20 protein-coding genes and 1 pseudogene are annotated in these 19,621 nt (G+C 72.5%); 6 read left to right on the forward strand and 15 right to left on the reverse strand.

Going from position 1 to position 19,621, the window contains the following annotated elements:
- Window position 1 precedes the first annotated feature (1 nt).
- Genes ACFZCP_RS36710 through hypE form a run of 3 tightly spaced genes read left to right on the forward strand, consistent with a single transcriptional unit; the run spans window position 2 to window position 2,497 of the window.
- Window positions 2-292, forward strand: a complete 291-nt coding sequence (locus tag ACFZCP_RS36710) for a HypC/HybG/HupF family hydrogenase formation chaperone (RefSeq protein ID WP_391437323.1) — start codon at window positions 2-4, stop codon at window positions 290-292.
- Entirely contained in the window at window positions 289-1,431 is a 1,143-nt protein-coding gene (gene hypD, locus ACFZCP_RS36715; RefSeq protein WP_362696530.1) for a hydrogenase formation protein HypD, read from the forward strand. The genes ACFZCP_RS36710 and hypD overlap by 4 nt, the downstream gene beginning before the upstream one ends.
- The gene (hypE, locus tag ACFZCP_RS36720) at window positions 1,424-2,497 is read left to right on the forward strand and encodes a hydrogenase expression/formation protein HypE (RefSeq protein ID WP_362696528.1); all 1,074 of its coding nucleotides are present in this window, start codon (window positions 1,424-1,426) and stop codon (window positions 2,495-2,497) included. The genes hypD and hypE overlap by 8 nt, the downstream gene beginning before the upstream one ends.
- 153 nt (window positions 2,498-2,650) lie before the next feature.
- Here hypE and hypA read toward each other — a convergent pair whose 3' ends face one another.
- The 13 genes and pseudogenes from hypA to ACFZCP_RS36785 form a co-directional block, all read right to left on the reverse strand.
- Complete coding sequence (hypA, locus tag ACFZCP_RS36725; RefSeq protein ID WP_391437334.1) at window positions 2,651-2,998, reverse strand: hydrogenase maturation nickel metallochaperone HypA; 348 nt, start codon at window positions 2,996-2,998, stop codon at window positions 2,651-2,653.
- 7 nt (window positions 2,999-3,005) lie between these two features.
- Window positions 3,006-3,194 carry a hypothetical protein gene (locus ACFZCP_RS36730; RefSeq protein WP_391437994.1) on the reverse strand — a complete coding sequence of 63 codons (189 nt, stop codon included), beginning with the start codon at window positions 3,192-3,194 and terminating at the stop codon, window positions 3,006-3,008.
- A gap of 20 nt (window positions 3,195-3,214) precedes the next feature.
- On the reverse strand, window positions 3,215-3,421 hold the full coding sequence (locus ACFZCP_RS36735) for a hypothetical protein (protein ID WP_391437338.1): 207 nt from the start codon (window positions 3,419-3,421) through the stop codon (window positions 3,215-3,217).
- A gap of 20 nt (window positions 3,422-3,441) precedes the next feature.
- The gene (locus tag ACFZCP_RS36740; protein ID WP_391437343.1) at window positions 3,442-4,038 is read right to left on the reverse strand and encodes a DUF5947 family protein; all 597 of its coding nucleotides are present in this window, start codon (window positions 4,036-4,038) and stop codon (window positions 3,442-3,444) included.
- Complete coding sequence (locus ACFZCP_RS36745; protein ID WP_391437352.1) at window positions 4,035-4,607, reverse strand: NifU family protein; 573 nt, start codon at window positions 4,605-4,607, stop codon at window positions 4,035-4,037. The genes ACFZCP_RS36740 and ACFZCP_RS36745 overlap by 4 nt, the downstream gene beginning before the upstream one ends.
- Window positions 4,600-6,393 (reverse strand): nickel-dependent hydrogenase large subunit, encoded by a 1,794-nt coding sequence (locus tag ACFZCP_RS36750; RefSeq protein ID WP_391437359.1) that lies wholly within the window; start codon window positions 6,391-6,393, stop codon window positions 4,600-4,602. The genes ACFZCP_RS36745 and ACFZCP_RS36750 overlap by 8 nt, the downstream gene beginning before the upstream one ends.
- Window positions 6,394-6,457: 64 nt before the next feature.
- Window positions 6,458-7,546 (reverse strand): hydrogenase expression protein HypE, encoded by a 1,089-nt coding sequence (locus ACFZCP_RS36755; RefSeq protein ID WP_362696515.1) that lies wholly within the window; start codon window positions 7,544-7,546, stop codon window positions 6,458-6,460.
- A 57-nt stretch (window positions 7,547-7,603) separates the two neighbouring features.
- Window positions 7,604-9,175 carry a hypothetical protein gene (locus tag ACFZCP_RS36760; RefSeq protein ID WP_391437365.1) on the reverse strand — a complete coding sequence of 524 codons (1,572 nt, stop codon included), beginning with the start codon at window positions 9,173-9,175 and terminating at the stop codon, window positions 7,604-7,606.
- Between the two features lie 176 nt (window positions 9,176-9,351).
- Window positions 9,352-9,748, reverse strand: a pseudogene (locus ACFZCP_RS36765) (LysR substrate-binding domain-containing protein); the annotation flags it as partial.
- Between the two features lie 160 nt (window positions 9,749-9,908).
- Window positions 9,909-11,141, reverse strand: a complete 1,233-nt coding sequence (locus ACFZCP_RS36770; RefSeq protein WP_391437372.1) for a SpoIIE family protein phosphatase — start codon at window positions 11,139-11,141, stop codon at window positions 9,909-9,911.
- Window positions 11,138-12,268 (reverse strand): FUSC family protein, encoded by a 1,131-nt coding sequence (locus tag ACFZCP_RS36775; protein WP_391437376.1) that lies wholly within the window; start codon window positions 12,266-12,268, stop codon window positions 11,138-11,140. The genes ACFZCP_RS36770 and ACFZCP_RS36775 overlap by 4 nt, the downstream gene beginning before the upstream one ends.
- Window positions 12,269-12,442: 174 nt before the next feature.
- Window positions 12,443-13,069, reverse strand: coding sequence for a VTT domain-containing protein (locus ACFZCP_RS36780; RefSeq protein WP_391437998.1), 627 nt, complete (start codon window positions 13,067-13,069; stop codon window positions 12,443-12,445).
- Window positions 13,070-13,160: 91 nt separating this feature from the next.
- Window positions 13,161-13,811 (reverse strand): SUMF1/EgtB/PvdO family nonheme iron enzyme, encoded by a 651-nt coding sequence (locus ACFZCP_RS36785; protein ID WP_391438005.1) that lies wholly within the window; start codon window positions 13,809-13,811, stop codon window positions 13,161-13,163.
- 186 nt (window positions 13,812-13,997) lie between these two features.
- Between ACFZCP_RS36785 and ACFZCP_RS36790 the strand changes: the two genes are divergently transcribed.
- Window positions 13,998-15,560 (forward strand): hypothetical protein, encoded by a 1,563-nt coding sequence (locus ACFZCP_RS36790; RefSeq protein ID WP_391437380.1) that lies wholly within the window; start codon window positions 13,998-14,000, stop codon window positions 15,558-15,560.
- Between the two features lie 45 nt (window positions 15,561-15,605).
- On the opposite strand, the gene ACFZCP_RS36795 is transcribed toward ACFZCP_RS36790, so the two are convergent.
- Both ACFZCP_RS36795 and ACFZCP_RS36800 read right to left on the reverse strand, forming a co-directional pair.
- Window positions 15,606-16,817 carry a hypothetical protein gene (locus ACFZCP_RS36795; RefSeq protein ID WP_391437383.1) on the reverse strand — a complete coding sequence of 404 codons (1,212 nt, stop codon included), beginning with the start codon at window positions 16,815-16,817 and terminating at the stop codon, window positions 15,606-15,608.
- A 125-nt stretch (window positions 16,818-16,942) separates the two neighbouring features.
- The gene (locus ACFZCP_RS36800; RefSeq protein ID WP_391437386.1) at window positions 16,943-17,911 is read right to left on the reverse strand and encodes a LysR substrate-binding domain-containing protein; all 969 of its coding nucleotides are present in this window, start codon (window positions 17,909-17,911) and stop codon (window positions 16,943-16,945) included.
- Between the two features lie 185 nt (window positions 17,912-18,096).
- Between ACFZCP_RS36800 and snpA the strand changes: the two genes are divergently transcribed.
- Both snpA and ACFZCP_RS36810 read left to right on the forward strand, forming a co-directional pair.
- Window positions 18,097-18,780, forward strand: coding sequence for a snapalysin (snpA, locus tag ACFZCP_RS36805; RefSeq protein ID WP_391437396.1), 684 nt, complete (start codon window positions 18,097-18,099; stop codon window positions 18,778-18,780).
- A gap of 213 nt (window positions 18,781-18,993) precedes the next feature.
- Window positions 18,994-19,617, forward strand: a complete 624-nt coding sequence (locus ACFZCP_RS36810; RefSeq protein ID WP_391437400.1) for a TetR family transcriptional regulator C-terminal domain-containing protein — start codon at window positions 18,994-18,996, stop codon at window positions 19,615-19,617.
- The last annotated feature ends 4 nt before the right edge of the window (window positions 19,618-19,621 follow it).

Genomic DNA, 19,621 nt, shown 5'->3' on the forward strand with positions numbered 1-19,621 from the left:
CATGTGCTTGGCAGTGCCCGGCAAGGTCGTGGAGATCGACCACGGCGCCGACCCGCTCACCGGGCTGATCGACTTCGGCGGCGTGCGCAAACAGGCGTGTCTGGAGTACCTGCCCGATGTGCGGGTGGGGGAGTACGTCATCGTCCACGTCGGGTTCGCCCTGCAGCGCCTGGACGAGGAGTCGGCCCGGGCCTCCCTGGAGTTGTTCGAGCAACTCGGGCTGCTGGAGGAGGAGTTCGGCGACCCCTGGGCGCAGGCGGCCCGGCAGGAGAGCGGAAGTGAGGTCCTGTGAAGTACATCGACGAGTTCAACGACCCGGACCTGGCGCGTCGGCTGCTGGACGAGATCCGGGCCACGGCCACCCGGCCGTGGGCGCTGATGGAGGTCTGCGGCGGCCAGACCCACTCCATCATCCGGCACGGCATCGACCAGCTCCTGCCGGAACAGGTGGAGCTGATCCACGGTCCGGGCTGCCCGGTCTGTGTCACGCCCCTGGACGTCATCGACAAGGCGCTGGAGATCGCCGCCCGCCCCGAGGTGATCTTCTGCTCCTTCGGCGACATGCTCCGGGTGCCCGGCAGCGACCGGGACCTGTTCCGGGTCAAGGGCGAGGGCGGTGACGTACGGGTGGTGTACTCACCGCTCGACGCCCTCGACCTCGCCCGGAAGAACCCGGACCGCCAGGTCGTCTTCTTCGCCATCGGCTTCGAGACGACCGCCCCCGCCAACGCCATGGCGGTGCACCAGGCCCGCCGCCTGGGCCTGGACAACTTCAGCCTGCTCGTGTCCCACGTCCGGGTCCCCCCGGCGATCGAGGCGATCATGACGGCTCCCGCCTGCCGGGTGCAGGGCTTCCTCGCCGCCGGGCACGTGTGCAGCGTGATGGGCACCGCCGAGTACCCGGACCTGGCGCGCAAGCACCGGGTGCCGCTCGTCGTCACCGGCTTCGAACCGCTCGACATCCTCGAAGGCATCCGCCGCGCCGTCCACCAGCTGGAACGCGGGGAACACCGGGTGGAGAACGCCTACCCGCGGGCCGTGCGCGACCAGGGCAACCCGGCGGCCCTGCGCATGATCGAGGAGGTGTTCGAGATCACCGACCGCAACTGGCGGGGGATCGGCCGCATCCCGGCCAGCGGCTGGCGCCTGAGCGACGCCTACCGCGCCCACGACGCCGAGCACCGCTTCGACGTCGCCGGCATCCGCACCGAGGAGCCCGCCGAGTGCCGCGCAGGCGAGGTCCTGCAGGGCCTGATCAAACCCACCGAGTGCGCCGCGTTCGGCACGACCTGCACCCCGCGCACCCCGCTCGGCGCCACCATGGTCTCCAACGAGGGCGCCTGCGCGGCCTACTACCTGTACCGCCGGATGACCGGCCCGGCACCGCAGGGATCCCGTATCCCGCGCGAGGAGATGAACCCCGTTGGCTGATCTCGCCACAGAAGCGGCCGTCGACCCCGCGAACTGGACCTGTCCCGCCCCCCTGCGCGACCAGCCGGTCGTCGTCATGGGCCACGGCGGGGGCGGCGCCCTGTCCGCCGAGCTGGTCGAGCAGGTCTTCGCCCCCGCGTACGGCAACCCCACCCTGGCCGCGCTGACCGACTCGGCCGTCCTCGAACTGGGCGGCGCGCGGCTGGCGTTCTCCACCGACTCCTACGTGGTGCGGCCGCTGTTCTTCCCCGGCGGCTGCCTGGGCGACCTCGCGGTCAACGGCACCGTCAACGACCTCGCGATGAGCGGTGCCCGGCCCGCCTGCCTCTCCACGGCGTTCGTCCTGGAGGAGGGCGTGGAACTCGCCGTCGTCGAGCGGATCGCGCGTGCCATCGGGACCGCCGCCCGGGCGGCGGACGTCATCGTCGCCACCGGCGACACCAAGGTGGTCGAGTCGGGACACGGTGACGGCGTGTACGTCACCACCGCCGGCGTCGGCCTCGTCCCCGACGGGGTCGACATCCGTCCCCAGCGCGCCCGGCCCGGCGACGCCGTCATCGTCAGCGGCCCGATCGGCCTGCACGGAGTGGCGATCATGAGTGTGCGGGAGGGCCTGGAGTTCGGCATCGAGATCGCCTCCGACACCGCACCGCTGGCGGGCCTGGTGGCGGACATGCTGGCGGTCACCCGGGACATCCACGTCCTGCGCGACCCCACCCGGGGCGGGCTCGGCGCCTCGCTGAACGAGATCGCCCGCGCCTCGGGCACCGGAGTACGGCTCTACGAGCGGTCCGTCCCGGTCCCGGACGAGGTCGCGAACGCCTGCGGCTTCCTCGGCCTGGACCCGCTGTACGTCGCCAACGAGGGCCGGCTCGTGGCCTTCGTGCCCCGGCAGGAGGCCGAGGCGGTGCTCGCGGCCATGCGGGCCCATCCGCACGGCGCCGGCGCGGTCCTGGTCGGCGAGTGCGTCGAGGACCATCCCGGGATGGTGGTCGTCGCCACCGCCCTGGGCGGCACCCGGGTGGTGGACCTGCCGCTGGGGGAGCAGCTTCCGCGCATCTGCTGAGGGGCGAACGGACAGCCTGCCGGGGGGTGGAAGCGAGGGGACGCGGACAGCGTGCCGTGGGGTGCGGACCGTGTGCGGCCCCGCCGGAGCCCGAGGCTCCGGCGGGGCCCGAGGCTCCGGCGGGGCCCGAGGCTCCGGTGGGGCCGCAGCCGCTCAGGGCGCCGTTTCGACGCCCGTGATCTCCAGTTCCCGTCCGCTGCGCAGGTCCTGCGAGGGCCGGTCGCAGCGCGGGCACCAGAAGAACGGCGGCATGCCGACCGCGAACTCCTCGGTGCACTCACCGCACCACGCCCGCGCGGTCACCTGCTCGACGACGAGTCGGGCCGAGGCGAGGGCCGTACCGTCACGGGCCACCTCGAAGGCGAAGTGCAGCGCGTCCGGGACCACCCCCGCCAGCTCCCCGACCCGGACGGTCACCGACGAGACGCCGTCGGTGCCGTCCTCCCGGGCGATCTCCTCGGCCCGCTCCACGATCGCGGTCGCGATCGACAGTTCGTGCACGACGGGCTCAGGGGTACCGGCGGTTCGCGCGCAGGCCGCCGGTCATCCGGACGATCCGCAACTCGCGTACCACGCTCGGCAGTTCCTTCATGAGCAGGGCCAACGCCAGGCCGCCCACCAGAAGGGCCTGCGCGATCAGCACCTGACGCCCGGAAACGACCGATCTGGCCGTCCGCGATCTTTCGCAGCGCTTCATCACGCTCACTCCCTGCTCTCTCATCCGGGCGAGATGTTCGGCATTTCCTCGATCAGCGCGTCGTGCCGCTTCGAGTCGATCCCCGTGGAGCGGCGCGCGTCGGAGGTGCCGTCGACGTGGTGTCCGCTCTGATCCTCGTAGGGGCCCCTGTTGCCCTGGTGCAGACCGCGCACGTGGGTGGGCGTGTCGGGCTTCGCCTGGGGGCGGCCCACTCTGATGCTGCCCATGGTCGTCTCCTTTCTGGGCTTCACGATCGCTCGGTGAGCTCCGCGAAGAACCGCTCGACGGCCGGCCAGACCCGGCCGCCACCGGACAGGCCCCGCCACTCGCGGCGAACGAGGGCGACCATCCGGAAACAGTCGTCGATGGGCACGATCCAGTATTCGCTCTGGCCCCGGACGGTGTTCACCAGCAGGGCTTCCACCTCGGGTGCCATGGTCGCGAGCTGCACAAACGTGCCGGACAGCCGTTGCCAGGCCGCCGCGTCCACCTCCCAGCGCATGGCGCCCGCCGGACTCGGCCCCTGTGCGGTGACCGTGCCGTCGTCGCGCGGCACGAAGAACACCAGGCCCACCGGCACGCCCAGCTGCGCCGTGTCGACCGGAGTCAGCCGGAGCCGGCGCCGGGGCACCAGCCGGTGACGCCCCTCGCCCGCCCCGTCCTCGGCGAACAGGACGGAGCAGGGGCGGCACACACACCGCACCTGCGCCGCCTCGGTCTCGTACAGGTGGGGGTGCTCGTCGGCCACCGGGGCGGCGCACAGGTCGCACACCTCGGGCGCGGCCGTCGCCGTCCGGTCGGCCGCCGAGCGGATGACGCGGGCCAGCGCCCCGTCCACGGTCACCGCGCTCCCTGCGGCTGCGGCGCGGTCCGGCGCGTCAGCGTGGCCAGGGGGACGAAGGCCGGGGCCGGCCGCCGCTCGGCGGCGACCTGCTCCACGGCCGTCAGCTCGGGGGCGGCGGCCAGCACCGCCGCGCGCACGGCCGCCGTGATGTCGGCCGACCCGCCGCCGCACCCGGAACCGCATCCGCCGCCGCTGCTCACCCGCACCCGGGCCACCCGTCCTTCGACACCGGCCCACTCCAGGTCCCCGCCGCGTTCGCGCACCGCGGGCCGCAGCCGCTCGACCGCACGGGCGGCCCGGCGCTCGACGGGCTCCGGATGCAGGGCGTGCAGGACCATCAGGTGTCCCAGCAGTTCGTCGCCGGTGAGGCGCTCGCACAGCGCCTCGTCCGCGTGGTCCAGGACCCGGGCGAGCGCCTCGCCGTAGACCTCGGTCAGCAGACTCACCGACTCCAGCGCCTCGCGGGCGGCCGGGCCGGGTACGGACTCCAGCCCCGCCAGCACCTCGTCGAGCCGGGCGAGTCGGGACTCCACCTCAGGGTCCGGGAGCCGTACGGCCCTGTCAGCCATGGTTGGCTCCGTAGGTCGGCGAGTGCACGGTCGACAGCGTCTTGCCCTTGCCCATGTACATGTGCACCCCGCACGGCAGGCACGGGTCGAAGCTGCGGACGGTGCGCATGATGTCGACGCCCTTGAAGTCGTCGGGCCCGTTCTCCTCGAAGATCGGCTGGCCCTGGACGGCGTCCTCGTACGGCCCCGGGGTGCCGTAGATGTCGCGCGGGCTGGCGTTCCACGGGGTGGGCGGGTACGGGTGGTAGTTGGCGATCTTCTTGTCCCTGATCACCAGGTGGTGGGAGAGCACTCCGCGCACCGCCTCGTGGAAGCCGCAGCCGATCGCCTCGTCGGGTACCTCGAAGTTCTCGTACACCTTGGTGTCGCCGTCGCGGAGCATGCCCATCGACTCCTCCAGGAACTGCAGGGCCATGGCGGCGGCGTACGCGACGAAGTACGGCCGGGCCCGGTCCCTCTCCAGGGTGTTGCTCCACTTCGGGATCTTCCACTCCAGGGTGGTCTCCGGGAGCGATTCGCCCTTGGGCAGCGAGATGCGCACGCTGTGGCCGGTGGCCTTGATGTACGGCGTGTCGACGATGCCGCTCAGGGCGGTGGTCCACAGCCGGGCAAGAGGCCCGCCGCCGGTGTCCAGGGCCAGGTGCTCGCCGGTCTCCGGGTGGTGCCAGCGCGGGCTCATCACCCAGCTGTAGTTGCCGTCGAAGTCGCGCTTCTGCGGCACCGGCACGGTGGTCTGGTTCCACGGGTGGCGCATGTCGACGGGGTTGCCGAGCGGGTCGTGGGTGACGAAGGGCTGCTCGTTGACCCAGTCCTCGTAGAAGGAGCTGCCGAGCATGATCCTGAGGCCGAGGTTGATGTCGACCAGGTTGTTGGTGACCAGCTTGCCGTCCACAATGATGCCGGGGGTGACGTACATCGCCTTGCCCCACTGGTTCATGGTGGCGTAGCGGTAGTCGACGACGTCCGGGTTCTGCCAGGCGCCCCAGCAGCCCAGCAGGATGCGGCGCTTGCCGACCTCCTCGTAGCCGGGCAGTGCCTCGTAGAAGAAGTCGAACACGTCGTCGTTCATCGCCACCGCCTTCTTCACGAAGTCGACGACGTGCATGAGCCGGCTCAGGTAGTCGGTGAAGGTGTTCGGCTGCGGCATCGTGCCGACCCCGCCCGGGTACAGCGTCGACGGGTGGACGTGCCGCCCCTCCATCAGGCAGAACATCTCCCGGGTGACCCGGCTGACCTTCAGCGCCTCCTTGTAGACCTCGCCCTCGAAGGGGTTGAACGCCTTCATGATGTCGGCGATGGTCCGGTAGCCGTGGATGTTCCCGTGGGACGCGTCGGTGCGCTCGGCGCGGGCCAGCAGACCGGGGTTGGTGGCCTTGACCATCGCCTCGCAGAAGTCCACGAAGACCAGGTTGTCCTGGAAGATGGTGTGGTCGAACATGTACTCGGCGGCCTCGCCGAGGTTGGTGATGTGCTCGGCCAGCTTCGGCGGCTTGACGCCGTAGGCCATCTGCTGGGCGTAGTTGGAGCACGTGGTGTGGTTGTCGCCGCAGATGCCGCAGATGCGCGAGGTGATGAACCCGGCGTCGCGCGGGTCCTTGCCCTTCATGAACACCGAGTAGCCGCGGAACAGCGACGAGGTGCTGTGGCACTCCACGACTTCCCGGTTCGCGAAGTCGATCTTCGTGTAGATGCCCAGGTTGCCGATGATCCGGGTGATCGGATCCCAGGACATGTCCACGATCTGTGCGGGTTTGCGCCCTTTGGTGCGGGACTCGGTGGTCGTCATCTGCGGTACTGCCCCTCGCTGTTCGGGTTCGGCGGTTCGGTGGCGGGATGCGGGACGGACGGCGTCAGGCGCGCCAGTGCGGGTCGTAGCCGCTGGTCAGCTTGCGCTTGTTGTGGCGCCACTTGGGCTCGTGGTTCACCACGTCGTTGGTCAGGCCGCGCAGCCGGCGGATGATCGCCCCGTACGGCTTGACGGCGAGGGTCGACAGCGTCGCCCCGGGGGGTTCGTCCATGAACGGCATGAACGCGTCGGGGAACCCCGGCATCGTGCAGCCGATGCAGATGCCGCCGACGTTCGGGCAGCCGCCGATGCCGGCCATCCAGCCGCGCTTGGGCACGTTGCAGTTGACGACCGGGCCCCAGCAGCCCGTCTTCACCAGGCACTTGGGCGAGTTGTAGTCGTTGCCGAAGTCGGCCTGCTCGTAGTACGAGCCCCGGTCGCAGCCCTCGTGCACGGTCTTCCCGAACAGCCACTGCGGCCGCAGCATGTGGTCCAGCGGGGGTGGGGGAGCGCTGCCGGCCGCGTGCTGGAGCACCCAGATCAGGGTCTCCATGAAGTTCTCCGGCTGGATGGGACAGCCGGGCACGTTGACCACCGGGAGGCCGGCCTCGGACCTGAACTCCCAGCCCAGGTAGTCGGCCAGGCCCATACAACCCGTGGGGTTGCCTGCCATGGCGTGGATGCCGCCGAACGTGGCGCAGGTGCCGGCGGCCACCACTGCCCAGGCCTTCGGGGCGAGTTGGTCGATCCACCAGTTCAGGGTCTGCGGCTCACCGGTCTCCGGGTCGTTGCCGAACGACGTCCAGTAGCCGTCGCCCTCGATGATCTGCTGGTTCGGGATCGAACCTTCAATGACCAGGATGAACGGGCTCAGGTCACCGCGCGCTGCCGCCCGGTAGGGGGCGAGGAAGTCCTCGCCGCCCAGGCTGGGCGAGAGCACCTTGTTGACCAGGTTGACCTTCGGCAGGCCCGGGATGAGGCCGAGCACCACGTCCTCGATGGACGGCTGGTCGGCGGCCGTCAGGGAGACGGTGTCGCCGTCGCAGCTCATCCCCTCGGAGATCCAGAGGATGGTGATCTCGTCGATTCCCTTCGGCTCCCCGGACCGGCCGGGCTCGCCGCGGACTTCGGTGGTACCGCTCTGGGTCGTCATGTCGTCGGCCTTTGCTGCAGTCGGTCGCGGAGTCGGTCGTCGGCGTGCGCCGGCAGATCAGGGGCGTCCATCGAACCGTCCCTCCTCCGGCCGGTCGGCCGGACGCTGGGGCCGCGGGGACTGCGGCCGGGGTGGGTGGCTGGGGCCCGCCGGACCCGGTGGGTCCGCCCGGTCGAGCGGTTCGAGCTCGTCGGGCCGGAAATAGTGGAAACGGCCGTACCAGCCGTGCAGTTCGGCGGCGGGATCGTCGTCGACGGTCACCGCGAGGTGCACGCTGCCGTCCACGTCGTGGAAGACCGCGGCGACCTGGGCGGTGCGGCCGTCCAGGAACATGTCCTGGGCGTCCGCGCCCCGGCCGCGCGGCCGAAGCCGCACCCGGCTGCCGCCACCGACGGGGACGCCGTCCACCGGCACCGTGTCGGTCGCCGGGGACAGCCCGTCGTCGGCGTCCTGCTGCCACCAGGAGGGCCGTTCGGAGGGCGCGCCGGTCGTGGCCGGCGTGGCCGGGTTCAGGGAGCGGATAGCTCCGTGCAGCCGGGCGAACACCTCTGGGGGCATGCTGTCGACCCGGTCGAGGATCTGCGCGGCACGCGGGTCCGTGGCCCGGGCCTCGGCCTTCTCCTCGTCGGTCAGAAGCATCGTGCGCAGCGTCAGGATCTCGTCGATCTCCGCCGCGTCGTGCAGATCGCCCGGGCTCTCCGGCGCCACCTGCGGACGGTCCGGGAGGATGATCGGCGCGGAGAGCATGACCGGCCCGGTCGGGCCCGTGTCCTGGGTCGCGCCGCCGAGCACCGGAAAGGTGAACTCGTTGCGGCAGCCGCGCACCTGGTCCGCGAGACCGTCCGGCGGATCGATGAGCGAGACGAACTCCACGCCCGCACCTCCGACGAGCGTGTGCGCCGCGAGCAGCGCGGAACGCAGCGCATCGCCGCGGGCTGCCCGGACCTCGGGTGCGCACCCGGTGTTCTCGGTGCGCACCCGCAGCCGGTACACGTCCTCGGCGACCCGCTCGGCCACGACCGCCGTACGCGCCCGGACCTCCTCGCGCCGCCGCACCACCCGCCCGGCCCTGCCCGGCAGCGGCTCCGTCTCCTCGCCCGCGGGCGCCCCGGCTCCGGCGGAGCACTCGCCCCGCAGCAGATCCGCCAGCGGCCACTCCACGGTGACCTCGCGCGGGACCGCCTCGTCGAAGGTGAGACAGACCGTCCCGTCGTCGGTGCGCAGCGACTCGACCGGGCGGTGGCGGCCGTCCGCACCCAGGGCCTGCACCTGCTTGTGCTGCATCTGCAGGTAGCGCACGCGCACGCGCAGGACCGCACCGGGCCGTCGCACGCGCACCAGGCACTCGGTCTGCTGGTACCAGGAGTCCGCGGAGCCGGCGATGCCCGGCGTGACGGGCCCGTCCGCCTCCACCCAGTCCCGGGGCAGCAGTACCCCGAACTGCCAGCGGACCCGGTTCTTGGCCGAGGACCGGCGATAGGGGTACAGGAGATAGCCCTCGTAGAGGACGGCATCGGCGACAGCGCTCACCTGGGCAAAGGCACCGCCGGACACGTCGTACGACGCGCCGTCGGCCTCCTCGTCCACGGTGGCGCACGCCCCGCCGCTCCCGCCGCCCGTTGCCGTCATCCCGCCTCCTTGTCGCAGGTGCACCGGCCGATTCCTTCCACCAAGGTCACACCTCTCACGGATCCTCGCTCCTTAGGCGGACCGGTATTGCTCCGGTCAGGGGAGAGCGGGGCCGCGGGCGGCGGTGCGGGGCGGCGGAAGAACGGCGGCGCCGGGCGGGTCGGCGCCGGCGCCTGTCACCCGGCGCCCGCGCTGTCCAGGCAGCACCGCACGAAGTCCTGCACGACCGGATTGCGGTCGTCGTCGGCGGCCCAGGCCACCGCCACCTGCGTGGGGCTCACACCGGTGACCGGCCGGTGGACCACGCCGGGGCGGGCGTAGAACCGTGCGGCGGACCGTGGCGCGAGGGCGATGCCGTAACCGCTGGCGATGGCGTTCAGCCAGTCGTCGGGCTGTTCGGTGACCGCACCGATGCGCACGGGGCGGCCCCCGCGCTCGTCGGCCGCCAGCCAGTGCGCGCCACGAGCCGGTCTCCTCAGGGGCGGCGACGAACGGCTCGTCCCACAACTCGTGGAAGGCGATCGTGTCGCGGGCGGCCAGCGGGTGCGTGCCGGCCATCGCGACCCAGCGCGGCCCTGGCCTTCCACGTGCGGGCACAGGTCCTGCACACCGTCGCGGCCCCGGGCCTGTTCCTGGCCCGCGCGGCAGCAGCCCTGTCCCTGGCCGTGCTGCGCTAGAAGCCCTGTCCCTGGCTGTGCTGCGCTAGAAGCCCTGTCCCCGGCCGTGGGTGCGCTCACCCCGGGGCGTTCTCGCACGGCAGGCGCTCCAGCGCGACCAGGGCCGCGTCGTCGTCGAGATCGCCGCCGACGTGACGCAGCAGGGCGCGGCGCAGGGCGAAGACCATCGCGGGCAGCGGGCGCCCGGCATGGGCGCGGGTGTGCGCGGTCAGGTCGTAGAACCGGCCGCGGCGGTCGCGGGCCTCGATGAAACCGTCCGTGTAGAGCACGAGCCGGTCGCCCGGGCCGAACGGCACCGTCTGGGCCACGGGAGCCGCCCCCAGTAGATCACCGAGTCCCAGAGGAGCTCCGGGCTGCTCGGGCGGATGGGCGTGGACCCGGCCCGCACGGACGACGAGCGGCTCGGGATGACCGCAGTGGACGATACGGGCCACGGCCTCGCCGGGCGGGAACTCCACCAGCAGTGCGGTCGCGAACCGCTCCGTGAACAGCGCCCCGGTCCCCGGCTCGTCGGGCCCTTGCGGATCATCGTTGTCCTGCGCACCGTCCAGCGCCGCTATGTGCCGCTGGGCGCGCTCGTCCAGCTGCCGGGCCACCGTGGTCAGGGACGCCTCGCGCTTGGCCAGCTCCCGGAACGCGCCGAGCAGGGTCGCCGAGGCCCCGACGGCGGGCAGCCCCTTGCCGCGCACGTCACCGATGAGGATGCGGGTGCCGTACGGGGTCCGGACGGCCTCGTAGAAGTCGCCGCCGATCCGTGCCTCCGACTCGGCCGGCAGATACACGCCGGACAGGGCCAGGGAGCGCATGCGGTGGGGGAGCGGGTGCATCAGTGCTCGCTGTGCGGTCTCCGCAACCGAGCGGGCCTGGCGCAGCTGCCGTTCCCGGCGCCGGCGCAGCGCACAGGTGGTCAGCGAGGCGAGCCCGACCACGACCAGGGCGCACAGGACGACGTTCGAGTCGGGGGAGCCCCGCTGTCCCGCGTTCACCTGCAGCAGCAGGGTCAGCACGAGTGCCGCGCCGCCGAGCGCCGCCGTCGCCCAGAGCGGGAGCACGGCCGCGGCCAGGACCGGTACGGCGGCCATCACCGGCGCGACGTGCAGCCAGTCGGGCGTCAGCAGGTCGGTGACCGTGACGGCGGCCATGAGCAGGACGGGCGCGAGCGCGAGAAGCTCGCGGGAGCGGGGCGGCCGGCGCCCCGCGACCGTGCCGTGGCCCTCGCCGTCGCAAGGCGTGTGCTCCTCGGTGGGCAGGCCGGCGCTGTGCGGGAGACCGGTGCGGTGCCGGGTCATCGTCGCTGGGTGGGCCGAAGGGAGCCGAACGCGCGGTGGCGCCGGGCGGACGGCCGGGGCGGGGCGGGCGCGGACGTCGTCAGGCAGGTGAGAGCCGCGTCCAGGTGACGGAGCAGGTGCCGGTCCTCGGCGCGGGCGACCGGGGCATCACAGCCGGGCCTGCCGAGTCTGGCGACCGCGTGGCGCGCGGCGGGCAGGGCCGGGTGGGGCCGGACCTGACCGCGGCAGTCGTACACGCACAGGGCCGTGGTGCGCAACAGGCGGGCGTACGGCTGGGCGAAACCGTCGGCGCGCGGGGCGCCCTGCGACCGTGCGCCGACGCGGCCGACCGCGGGCCGCTCGTCCAGGAGCCGTCCGGTCGCGCACACCTGCTCCTCCACGTCGGCCAGTGCGTGCAGCACCCGCCGGTCCAGGTGCCGGCGGTGGCGCCGCGCCGTCGGCCGTACGTTCCACCGCACGCTCTCGTGCGCCTCCTCCACGGCGGTGCGCGCCTGGGCCACCGCGGTGTCGAGCTCATGGCGCCAGGCGGGGCCGAGCACCTCGCGCGGCCGCCCGCGCCCGGTGACGGAGTCGGCCAGACCGTCGAGGTGATGGGCGAGCAGGGTGCGCAGTCTCTCCAGCGCACGCTCCGCGGAACGCACCCGCACGGCGGGCAGCAGCAGCGCGCTGCACGCGAGGCCGAAGGCGAGGCCCAGCACGATCTCGGCGAGGTGGTCGGCCAGCTCGGCCGGATGCCGTCCGCGGACCAGGGCGTACGTGATGAGCGCGGTCGTCGGCAGATGCAGCCCGTGGTGGCCGAGGAACTCGCGCCGGGACAGCACGACGGAGGCGAAGACCACCAGAGCGAGACCGGCCGTGCCGGGTTCGACGTAGAGGGCCGCGGGTACGGCGACCGCCACGCCGAGCACGCATCCGGCGGCGTACCGGGTCGCGGCGGCGAGCGTGCGCACCACCGTCGCCTCGACGATGAGCAGCGCCGCGACGGCACCCACGTAGGGGTGCGGCGCATGCAGCAGCGTCACGCACGCCTGCCAGGTCAGTCCCGCCGCCACGGTGGCGCGCGCGGCATCCGCGCACTCTGTTCGGCCGAACGGGATCGGTGGGGCCGTCATCCGTGCGCTGAGCATGCCTTCCCCGTCTCCTTCGCCTGTGCCCGGTTCGCCGGGCCCGCCCCAGCCGGCCCGGAGCAACAGCCGTCCAGGGTAATCGGACAAATAGGGCATCTGGCAAATAAGGAACACGTCAAATCTGTGCTTCCACCGACCGGAACTGCCGCCCACCGGACTTACTGCCGACCGGAGCTACCGCTGCCGCTTCCGCGTCCGGTGTGCCTCCGTGAGCAGGGGCAGCAGGGAGAGCGCGAGGAGCGCGGCGACCAGCGGCAGCAGATACGCGTCGACGTGGGCGACCGACGACCCCAGGAGGTATCCGGCCAGGACGAGACTCTGGGACCAGAGCAGACCGCCGACGCACTGCCAGCAGGTGAACGTCCGCACGGGCACGCCGAGCGCGCCGGCCGCAGGATGCAGCACGGTCCGCACCATCGGGACGAAGCGGCCGATCACCAGCGCCTTGCCGTAGCCGTAGCGGGCCAGCAGCCGCTCCGCCCGTGCCACCGCCGCCCGCACGCGCCGGCTGGACGTCCGGGCCAGCAGCGGCCGCCCGCCGTGCCGACCGAGCAGATAGCCCACCTGTGCCCCCGCGACGGCACCGACGGCCGCGCACACCAGGACCTGCCACAGCTCCAGCCGGGGCACGTGCCGAGCGCTCGCCGCGCACAGCACCCCGGCCGGGAACAGCAGTGTGTCGCCCGGCAGGAAGAACCCGACGACCAGCAGGCCCGACTCGGCGAAGATCACCACGAGGACGCCGAGCGCCCCGAAGGCGGCGAGCAGCGAGGCGCTGTCCGTCGGATCGACGGCGATCACCGCCCTCGCCCCCGGGCCCTGCTCGTGGGTCGCATCCCTCAAGTCTCCCGTGGCCGCGGCCGGGGCGCCCGCAACGGACCGTGGGCCCGGATCAGCCCCTCGCGGAACGGGCGAGGCGGAAGCCGACGTCGTCGACGCGGAAGGTGGGGTGGCTGCGGCGTCTGACGGAGGCCCGGCAGCTCCAGTGCTCGTCGAACCAGCCGCCTCCGCGCAGCACCCGGTAGCTGCCGTAGACCTCGGCGTCGTAGACGTCCCAGCACCACTCCCACACGTTGCCCAGCATGTCGTGGAGGCCCCACGGGTTGGGCCCCTTGCCGCCCACGTCGCGGATCCGTTCCGCCGAGTTGCCCCGGTGCCAGGCGATCTCGTCCAGGGGGCCGTAGCGCGGCCCGTCCGTCGTGGCCCGGCAGGCGTGTTCCCACTCGGCCTCGGTCGGCAGCCGGTAGCCGTCGGCCGAGGTGTCCCACGCGATGTCCTCGTCCCCGGCGCCGAGACGGTAGACGGGGGTGAGGCCCTCGCGCAGCGACAAGGCGTTGCAGAACCGGACCGCGTCCCACCAGGAAACCCCTTCGACGGGCAGCCGCTCCCCGTCTGTGGCGCTCGGCCGACAGCCCGTGACCTGCGCGTAGAGCGCCTGGGTGACCGGATGTGCGGCGAGCCGGAAGGGGGCCGCTTCGACCGTCCAGCGGCGCTGGGTGCGTCGGTCCGACAGCGTGACCTGTCCCGCCGGAACCGTGATCATCTCGGGGTCTGCACTCGTCTCCACGAGCAGTTGATCATACTGCCCGGGCGATCTGGTGGCGGCTGTGCCCGGCGCCCCGTGCGCAGACTGCCGGCCGTTGTCCCGGACCCCCTGTCGGCTCCGCGTGCCCGGCCTTACACTGCCGATTCGCAGTAATACGGGGGAAGTTGACGGGGGGAGCCCACCATGTCCGGAAATCCGTACGGTCCTTACCAGGAATTCGCCATGCCGCCGATGCCGTCGGCGCCGCCACCCGCGCCCCCGGACGGCTGGAGGGCGGTGGCGGTCGCGGTACTCAACCTGAGCGGTCTCGGCCTCGGTTACGCACTCCTGCGAAGATGGGTCCTGGCGGCCGTCTGCTGGGCGGCGACCGCCGTCCTGCTGTTCGTCGCCCTGCCTGCCGACGCCGACGGCGTCCCGGGGGCTGCGCTCGCCGTCTACGTCCTGCTGGTGCTGCTGGCCGCCGTCCACGGCGCGTTCGCGGGACTGCGCACCCGGCTCACCTGGCCGGGCCGGGCGCCGCTGGCCCTCCTGCTCGGTGTGCTGCTGCTCGCCGTTCCGGCCTTCGGCACGGTCTGGTACGACGACGCGCACGACGAGGCCGTGCAGCAGGCGCTCCTCGACCGGCTCGACCACGCCGACCATCTGGTGACGACGGCCGGCCGGCACAGGTTCCCCACCGCCCGGGGCGACTACCGGGCGGCGCTGGAGATCTACCGGGACCTCGCGGTCGACCACTCCGGCTCCCGCGCCGCCGGCCAGGTGCCCGACCGCATGCGGACCTTCTACACCACCGTCGCCGCGGCCTACGGCCACAAGGAGTACTGCGACGCCGTCGAGCCGCTCAAGTACCTGCGCACGGTGCCCCGCACCATGCCGGGCAAGCAGCTCGGCACGCTGGCACAGTGGCCCGACGACCGGCTCGCCGCCTCGCTGTACGCGTGCGGTTCGGCCGGTCTGGCCGGCGGCGGGACGGACTGGGTCACGCGCTTCGGCGACCTGCTGAACACGTTCCCGCACTCCGAGTCCGCGGCCAAGGTCGTACCCGCCGTGGACGCGGCCGTGAAGAACGCCGAGAAGGACGTGAACGGCGCTCAGCCCTGCACCGCCGTCGCCCAGTTGCGTGACCTGAACACCCGGATCACCGACCTGTCGGGGACGGACGCGGGCACGTCCGACGCGCTGACGAAGTCCGCCGGACGTGCCGACCGGAGCGGCGACGCGGGGGAGTACGCCTGCGGTGTCGACCAGTACAAGGACGGCGACTTCAGTGCGGCCCAGAAGACCCTGGACCAGTACGTCGCGGACAACAGGAGCGGCAGGAACCGGGATCGCGCCAAGAAGATCGCCATCGGGGCCGAGGTCGCCCAGACGCTGCCGGCGGCCGGGAAGAAGCTGCCGACGACCGCCTCCGGCGGCAGCATCTCCGTCACGGTCAAGAACGACAGCCCCGACGACGTCACCGTTCTCTACACCGGCCCGGTCACCGGCAGCTTCACCCTCAAGGGATGCGGGAGCTGCAAGTCCTACGCTCTCCTCGACACGCTCAGGACCGGCTTCAAGCCGTGCAGCAGCGGCAGGAACTACCCGCAGCGCACGCTCAGCCTCCCTGTCGGCACCACCTACTTCGTGCACAAGCCGCACGGCGGCAGCACCGCGACACCGGCCTCGGACACGGCCCGGCTCCGGTCCGGGTACATCTACACCGAGTGCGCGTACACGACATCGACCCTGGGATCCACCTCCTGACGGGTGCGCGGCGAGCGGCGGGGCAGGCCGTTGCCCGCCCCGCCCTCATGTGCCGGTGCGCAGGAAGGCGGACCAGCCGCCCTGGGGCCGCTCGCCGACCTGCAGGCTGCGCAGCTTCCTCAGGACCGCCGGGTCCTGGGCGTCGAGCCAGTCGACGAGCTGCCGGAAGGAGACCAGACGGACGTCCTGCCAGAGGGCGATCCGCCTCAGCGCCTCCTCCGCGGCATCCATGTAGATACCGCCGTTCCACTCCTCGAAGTGGTTGCCGATGAAGAGCGGCGCCCGGTTCGTCTCGTACGCGCGCCGGAACCCGGCCAGGTACGACTCCGTCGCCTGCAGGCGCCAGTCCGCGTGGTGGTAGGAGGGTGCCCGGGTCGAGTTCCCGGACTGGTTGGCCAGCATGTTGTAGTCCATGGACAGCACCTCGAACCGGTGTCCAGGAAAGGGGATGCCCTGGAGCGGCAGGTCCCAGATGCCGCCCCTCCTGCGCGGCCAGCGCTGCACCCCGCCCGGCGAGGACGCGTCGTAGCGCCAGCCCAGCCCGCGGGCGGCCGGCAGCAGATTCCGCTGCCCGAGCAGGCACGGGGTACGGCCGCCCACCAGTTCCCGGTCGTAGTCGAAGGGCAGGGCGGGGTGGTCGTGCCAACCGGTGTGGGTGCGCCAGGACTTGACGAACGACCGGGCCTGCTCGATCTCCGAGTGCCACTCGGCCGGACTCCAGTGGGCCACGGATCCCGGGCCGGCGCAGAAGTGTCCGTTGAAGTGGGTGCCGATCTCGTGTCCGTCCAGCCAGGCCTCACGGACGTACTTCAGTGTCTCCTTGATGTGGGCGTCCGTGAGGTAGCCGATGTCCGAGGCACCCACCGGGTTCCCGGGCGGGCGGTACAGCCGCTTCTTGTCCTCCGGCAGGAGATAGAGGCCGGAGAGGAAGAACGTCATGTGCGCGTCGTGCGCGCGTGCCAGCTCCAGGAACCGCGGGAACAGGCCCTTGCCCAGCTCACCGGCGCCGTCCCAGGAGAAGACCACGAACTGCGGTGGGTCCTGCCCCGGGTCCAGGGGCGCCGGGGAGGGCGGCTGATGCGGCTGCGCGCCGGTGTACGACGTGGAACCGTCCCCGATGATCCGCGGCAGATCCCGTTCCGCCTGCGGACCGCCCAGCCCGGCGAGCGCTCCGCAGCCGGTCAGTGAGGTGGCCGCGGCGCCGAGACAGGCGCCGAGGCCGAGGCGTGTCACGTCCCTGCGGGTGATTCCACTCATCGGCATCCCAACCCGCGCCGTCGCCGGCCGCGCTGTGCGCCCCCGGGGTACTCACTACACCCCGCACCGTAAGACAGATAAGCCTACGAATGGATCATTTGGGGCGGCGTGGCGTCCGCAAGGACTCAGGCCCGCACCACACGCAGCGCCGGCGCCGGCCGAGCGGCAGCCCTGCGCCCCAGCCACTCCTGATACGCCGGAGCCTGACGGGCCACCTCCCAGTAGGCCTCCTCCAGCTCGGCCGAGCCGTTGTCGAGTTCGGTCGCCGTACGGGCCGCGAGCAGCAGCCGCACCCCGATCGGGTCGCCCTCCAGGGGCCGGACGGCGAGGTCGGGGCGGGGGCGCGCGGTCGGCTGGCTCACCGTGACGACCTCGCCGATCGCGGCCAGCGAGTAGGCGGTGAGATAGTCGCCGTGCAGCAGATCGGGCTCGATGCCCGCGTCGCGCAGCACGCGGCACAGCCCGTCCCACTCGCCGTCGACCGTGGAGTCGACCATCCACCGTTCGCGGGCGAGGTCGGCCAGGCGCACCTCGCGCCGCGCGGCCGCGGGATGGTCGGCGGCCAGGGTGACGAACTGCGGCTCGCGTTCCACCAGGACCCGCAGGAACAGCCCGGCCGGGATGCGCAGCGGACTGCCCTCGACCTCGTGCACGAACGCCAGGTCGAGCCGGCCTTCGGCGACCATGCGCAGCAGCGAGTTCGCGGACGCGTCCATCTGGAGGGTGGGTTCGGCCGGCGGCACCCGGGAGCGCAGCCGGCGCAGCCAGCCCGGCAGCGCCCGGCTCGCCGTGGCGCCGATGCGCAGCCGGGGACCGCCCGCGGCCCGGGCGGCCGCGGCCCTTGTCTCCGCGACGATCGCGGCGAGTTCGGAGACGAGCGGTCGCGCGCGGCTCAGCACGAGGTGGCCCAGCGGCGTGGGGCGGCTGCCCGTACGGCCGCGGGTGAAGAGCCGGCCGCCCAGCGTCTGCTCGATGCGGCGCAGCTGGGTGCTCAACGAGGGCTGGGCCATGCCGAGTTCGCGCGCCGCCTTGTGCAGACTGCCGGCGTCGGCGATGGCGCAGAGCACGCGCAGGTGCCTGACCTCGAACTCCATGTCGGGAGCGTAAGGGCGGGCCCGATGAGACGCCAGATGTTCAAATGCCAACGGAACCGGGCGAGTTGACGGCGATAGCCCTCGGCTATCCCCGATTGCCATCATCCGCCGGGCCCCGGGGCGGGCCCAGACTCATGGGCGACCGATCGTTCACCACCCCACATGAACGAGTAGGAGCCCCCCACATGACGTCGATCCGTACGTCCTTCGTGCCCGCGAAGAACTCCAGGAGACTGCTGGCGCTCGGCCTCGGCCTGGCGTTCGCGGCGCTGGGCACCGCGATCCCGGCGAACGCCCAGACCGCCGGCCGGGCCGCGGCGCCGCGCGCCCACTACGCCGGCACGGCCGAAGGCACGGCGAACAACAAGGCGTTCTTCGAGGCCGTGCTCGCCTCGGTCGCCAGGAAGCAGGCGGCGCACCCCGGCCTGAGGTCGGTGACCGTCTCCTACGACGCCTCCCAGGCGCCGAGCTTCCGCTCGCAGATAGCGAGCGCCGCGTCGATCTGGAACAGCTCGGTCTCCAACGTCAAGCTGCAGGCGTCCTCGGGCGGCGCCGACTTCGCCTACTACGAGGGCAGCGACCCCCAGGGGTCGTACGCCTCCACGGACGGCCACGGCAACGGCTACATCTTCCTCGACTACGCGCAGAACCAGGAGTACGACTCGGTCCGCGTGGCCGCGCACGAGACCGGCCACGTGCTCGGGCTGCCGGACCACTACAGCGGTCCGTGCAGCGAGCTGATGTCGGGCGGCGGCCCCGGTCCGTCCTGCACCAACCGCTACCCGAACGCGGCCGAACGCGCCCGCGTCAACCAGCTGTGGGCCAACGGCCTGGCCAAGGCCCTGACCGAGCTGAACAAGGTGCACTGACCGAGGGGGCGGGCCGTGACCGAGGGTCCTCCGGCCTTCCGGGAACCGCCCGTCGTCGCCCGGGGCGGGCCGTGCCGCCGACGCACGGCCCGCCTCTTGCATGTTCTATGTCATACAGCATAGATTACTCACCGGTAATGACCGGTGCGCCACCTTTCCCGGCTCGGGCAGGGGACGTACGAGCCCCACGGGAAGGTGACGGGTGGTACAGGGATGAGCCCGCGCAGGAGCGACAGCCGGGACCGGATGATCAGCAGCGCGGCGGCGCTGCTGGCCGAGCAGGGGGCCGGTGCGACGAGCATCGACCGGGTGCTCGCGCACAGCGGTGCCCCGCGCGGCTCGGTGTACCACCACTTCCCCGATGGCCGGACCCAGCTGATCGACGAGGCGGTGGCCTTTGCCGGGGACGTCATGGCGGCCCGGATCGCCGCCGCGGCGCGCGCCGGCGATCCGGTCGCGGCGATCGACGCCTTCTTCGCCCTGTGGCGGGACCGGCTGTCCGGCAGCGATTTCCGCTTGGGGTGCCCGGTCGTGGCCGCGGCGGTGGCGGCCGACGAGGAGGGGCCCCGATGGGCGGACTCCGCCGCCGCGGTCTTCGCCCGCTGGCAGGACGCCTTCGGTGACCTGCTGGTGGCGGGCGGCCTGCCGCAGCCGCGCGGCCGAAGGCTCGCGTCCTTCATCATCGGCGCGATCGAGGGCGCGGTGGTGCTGTGCCGTGCCGAACGAAGTCTCGCCCCCCTGGACGCGGCTGCCGCGGAGATCCACGACCTGCTGGTCCACGCCCTTGCCGACCGGACCGGGCCGGGAACCGGCGCCGGGGAGGCCCCCCGGCCCTGACGCC

The sequence above is a fragment of the Streptomyces sp. NPDC007971 genome, assembly GCF_042958635.1.
In the GTDB taxonomy this organism is placed as follows: domain Bacteria; phylum Actinomycetota; class Actinomycetes; order Streptomycetales; family Streptomycetaceae; genus Streptomyces.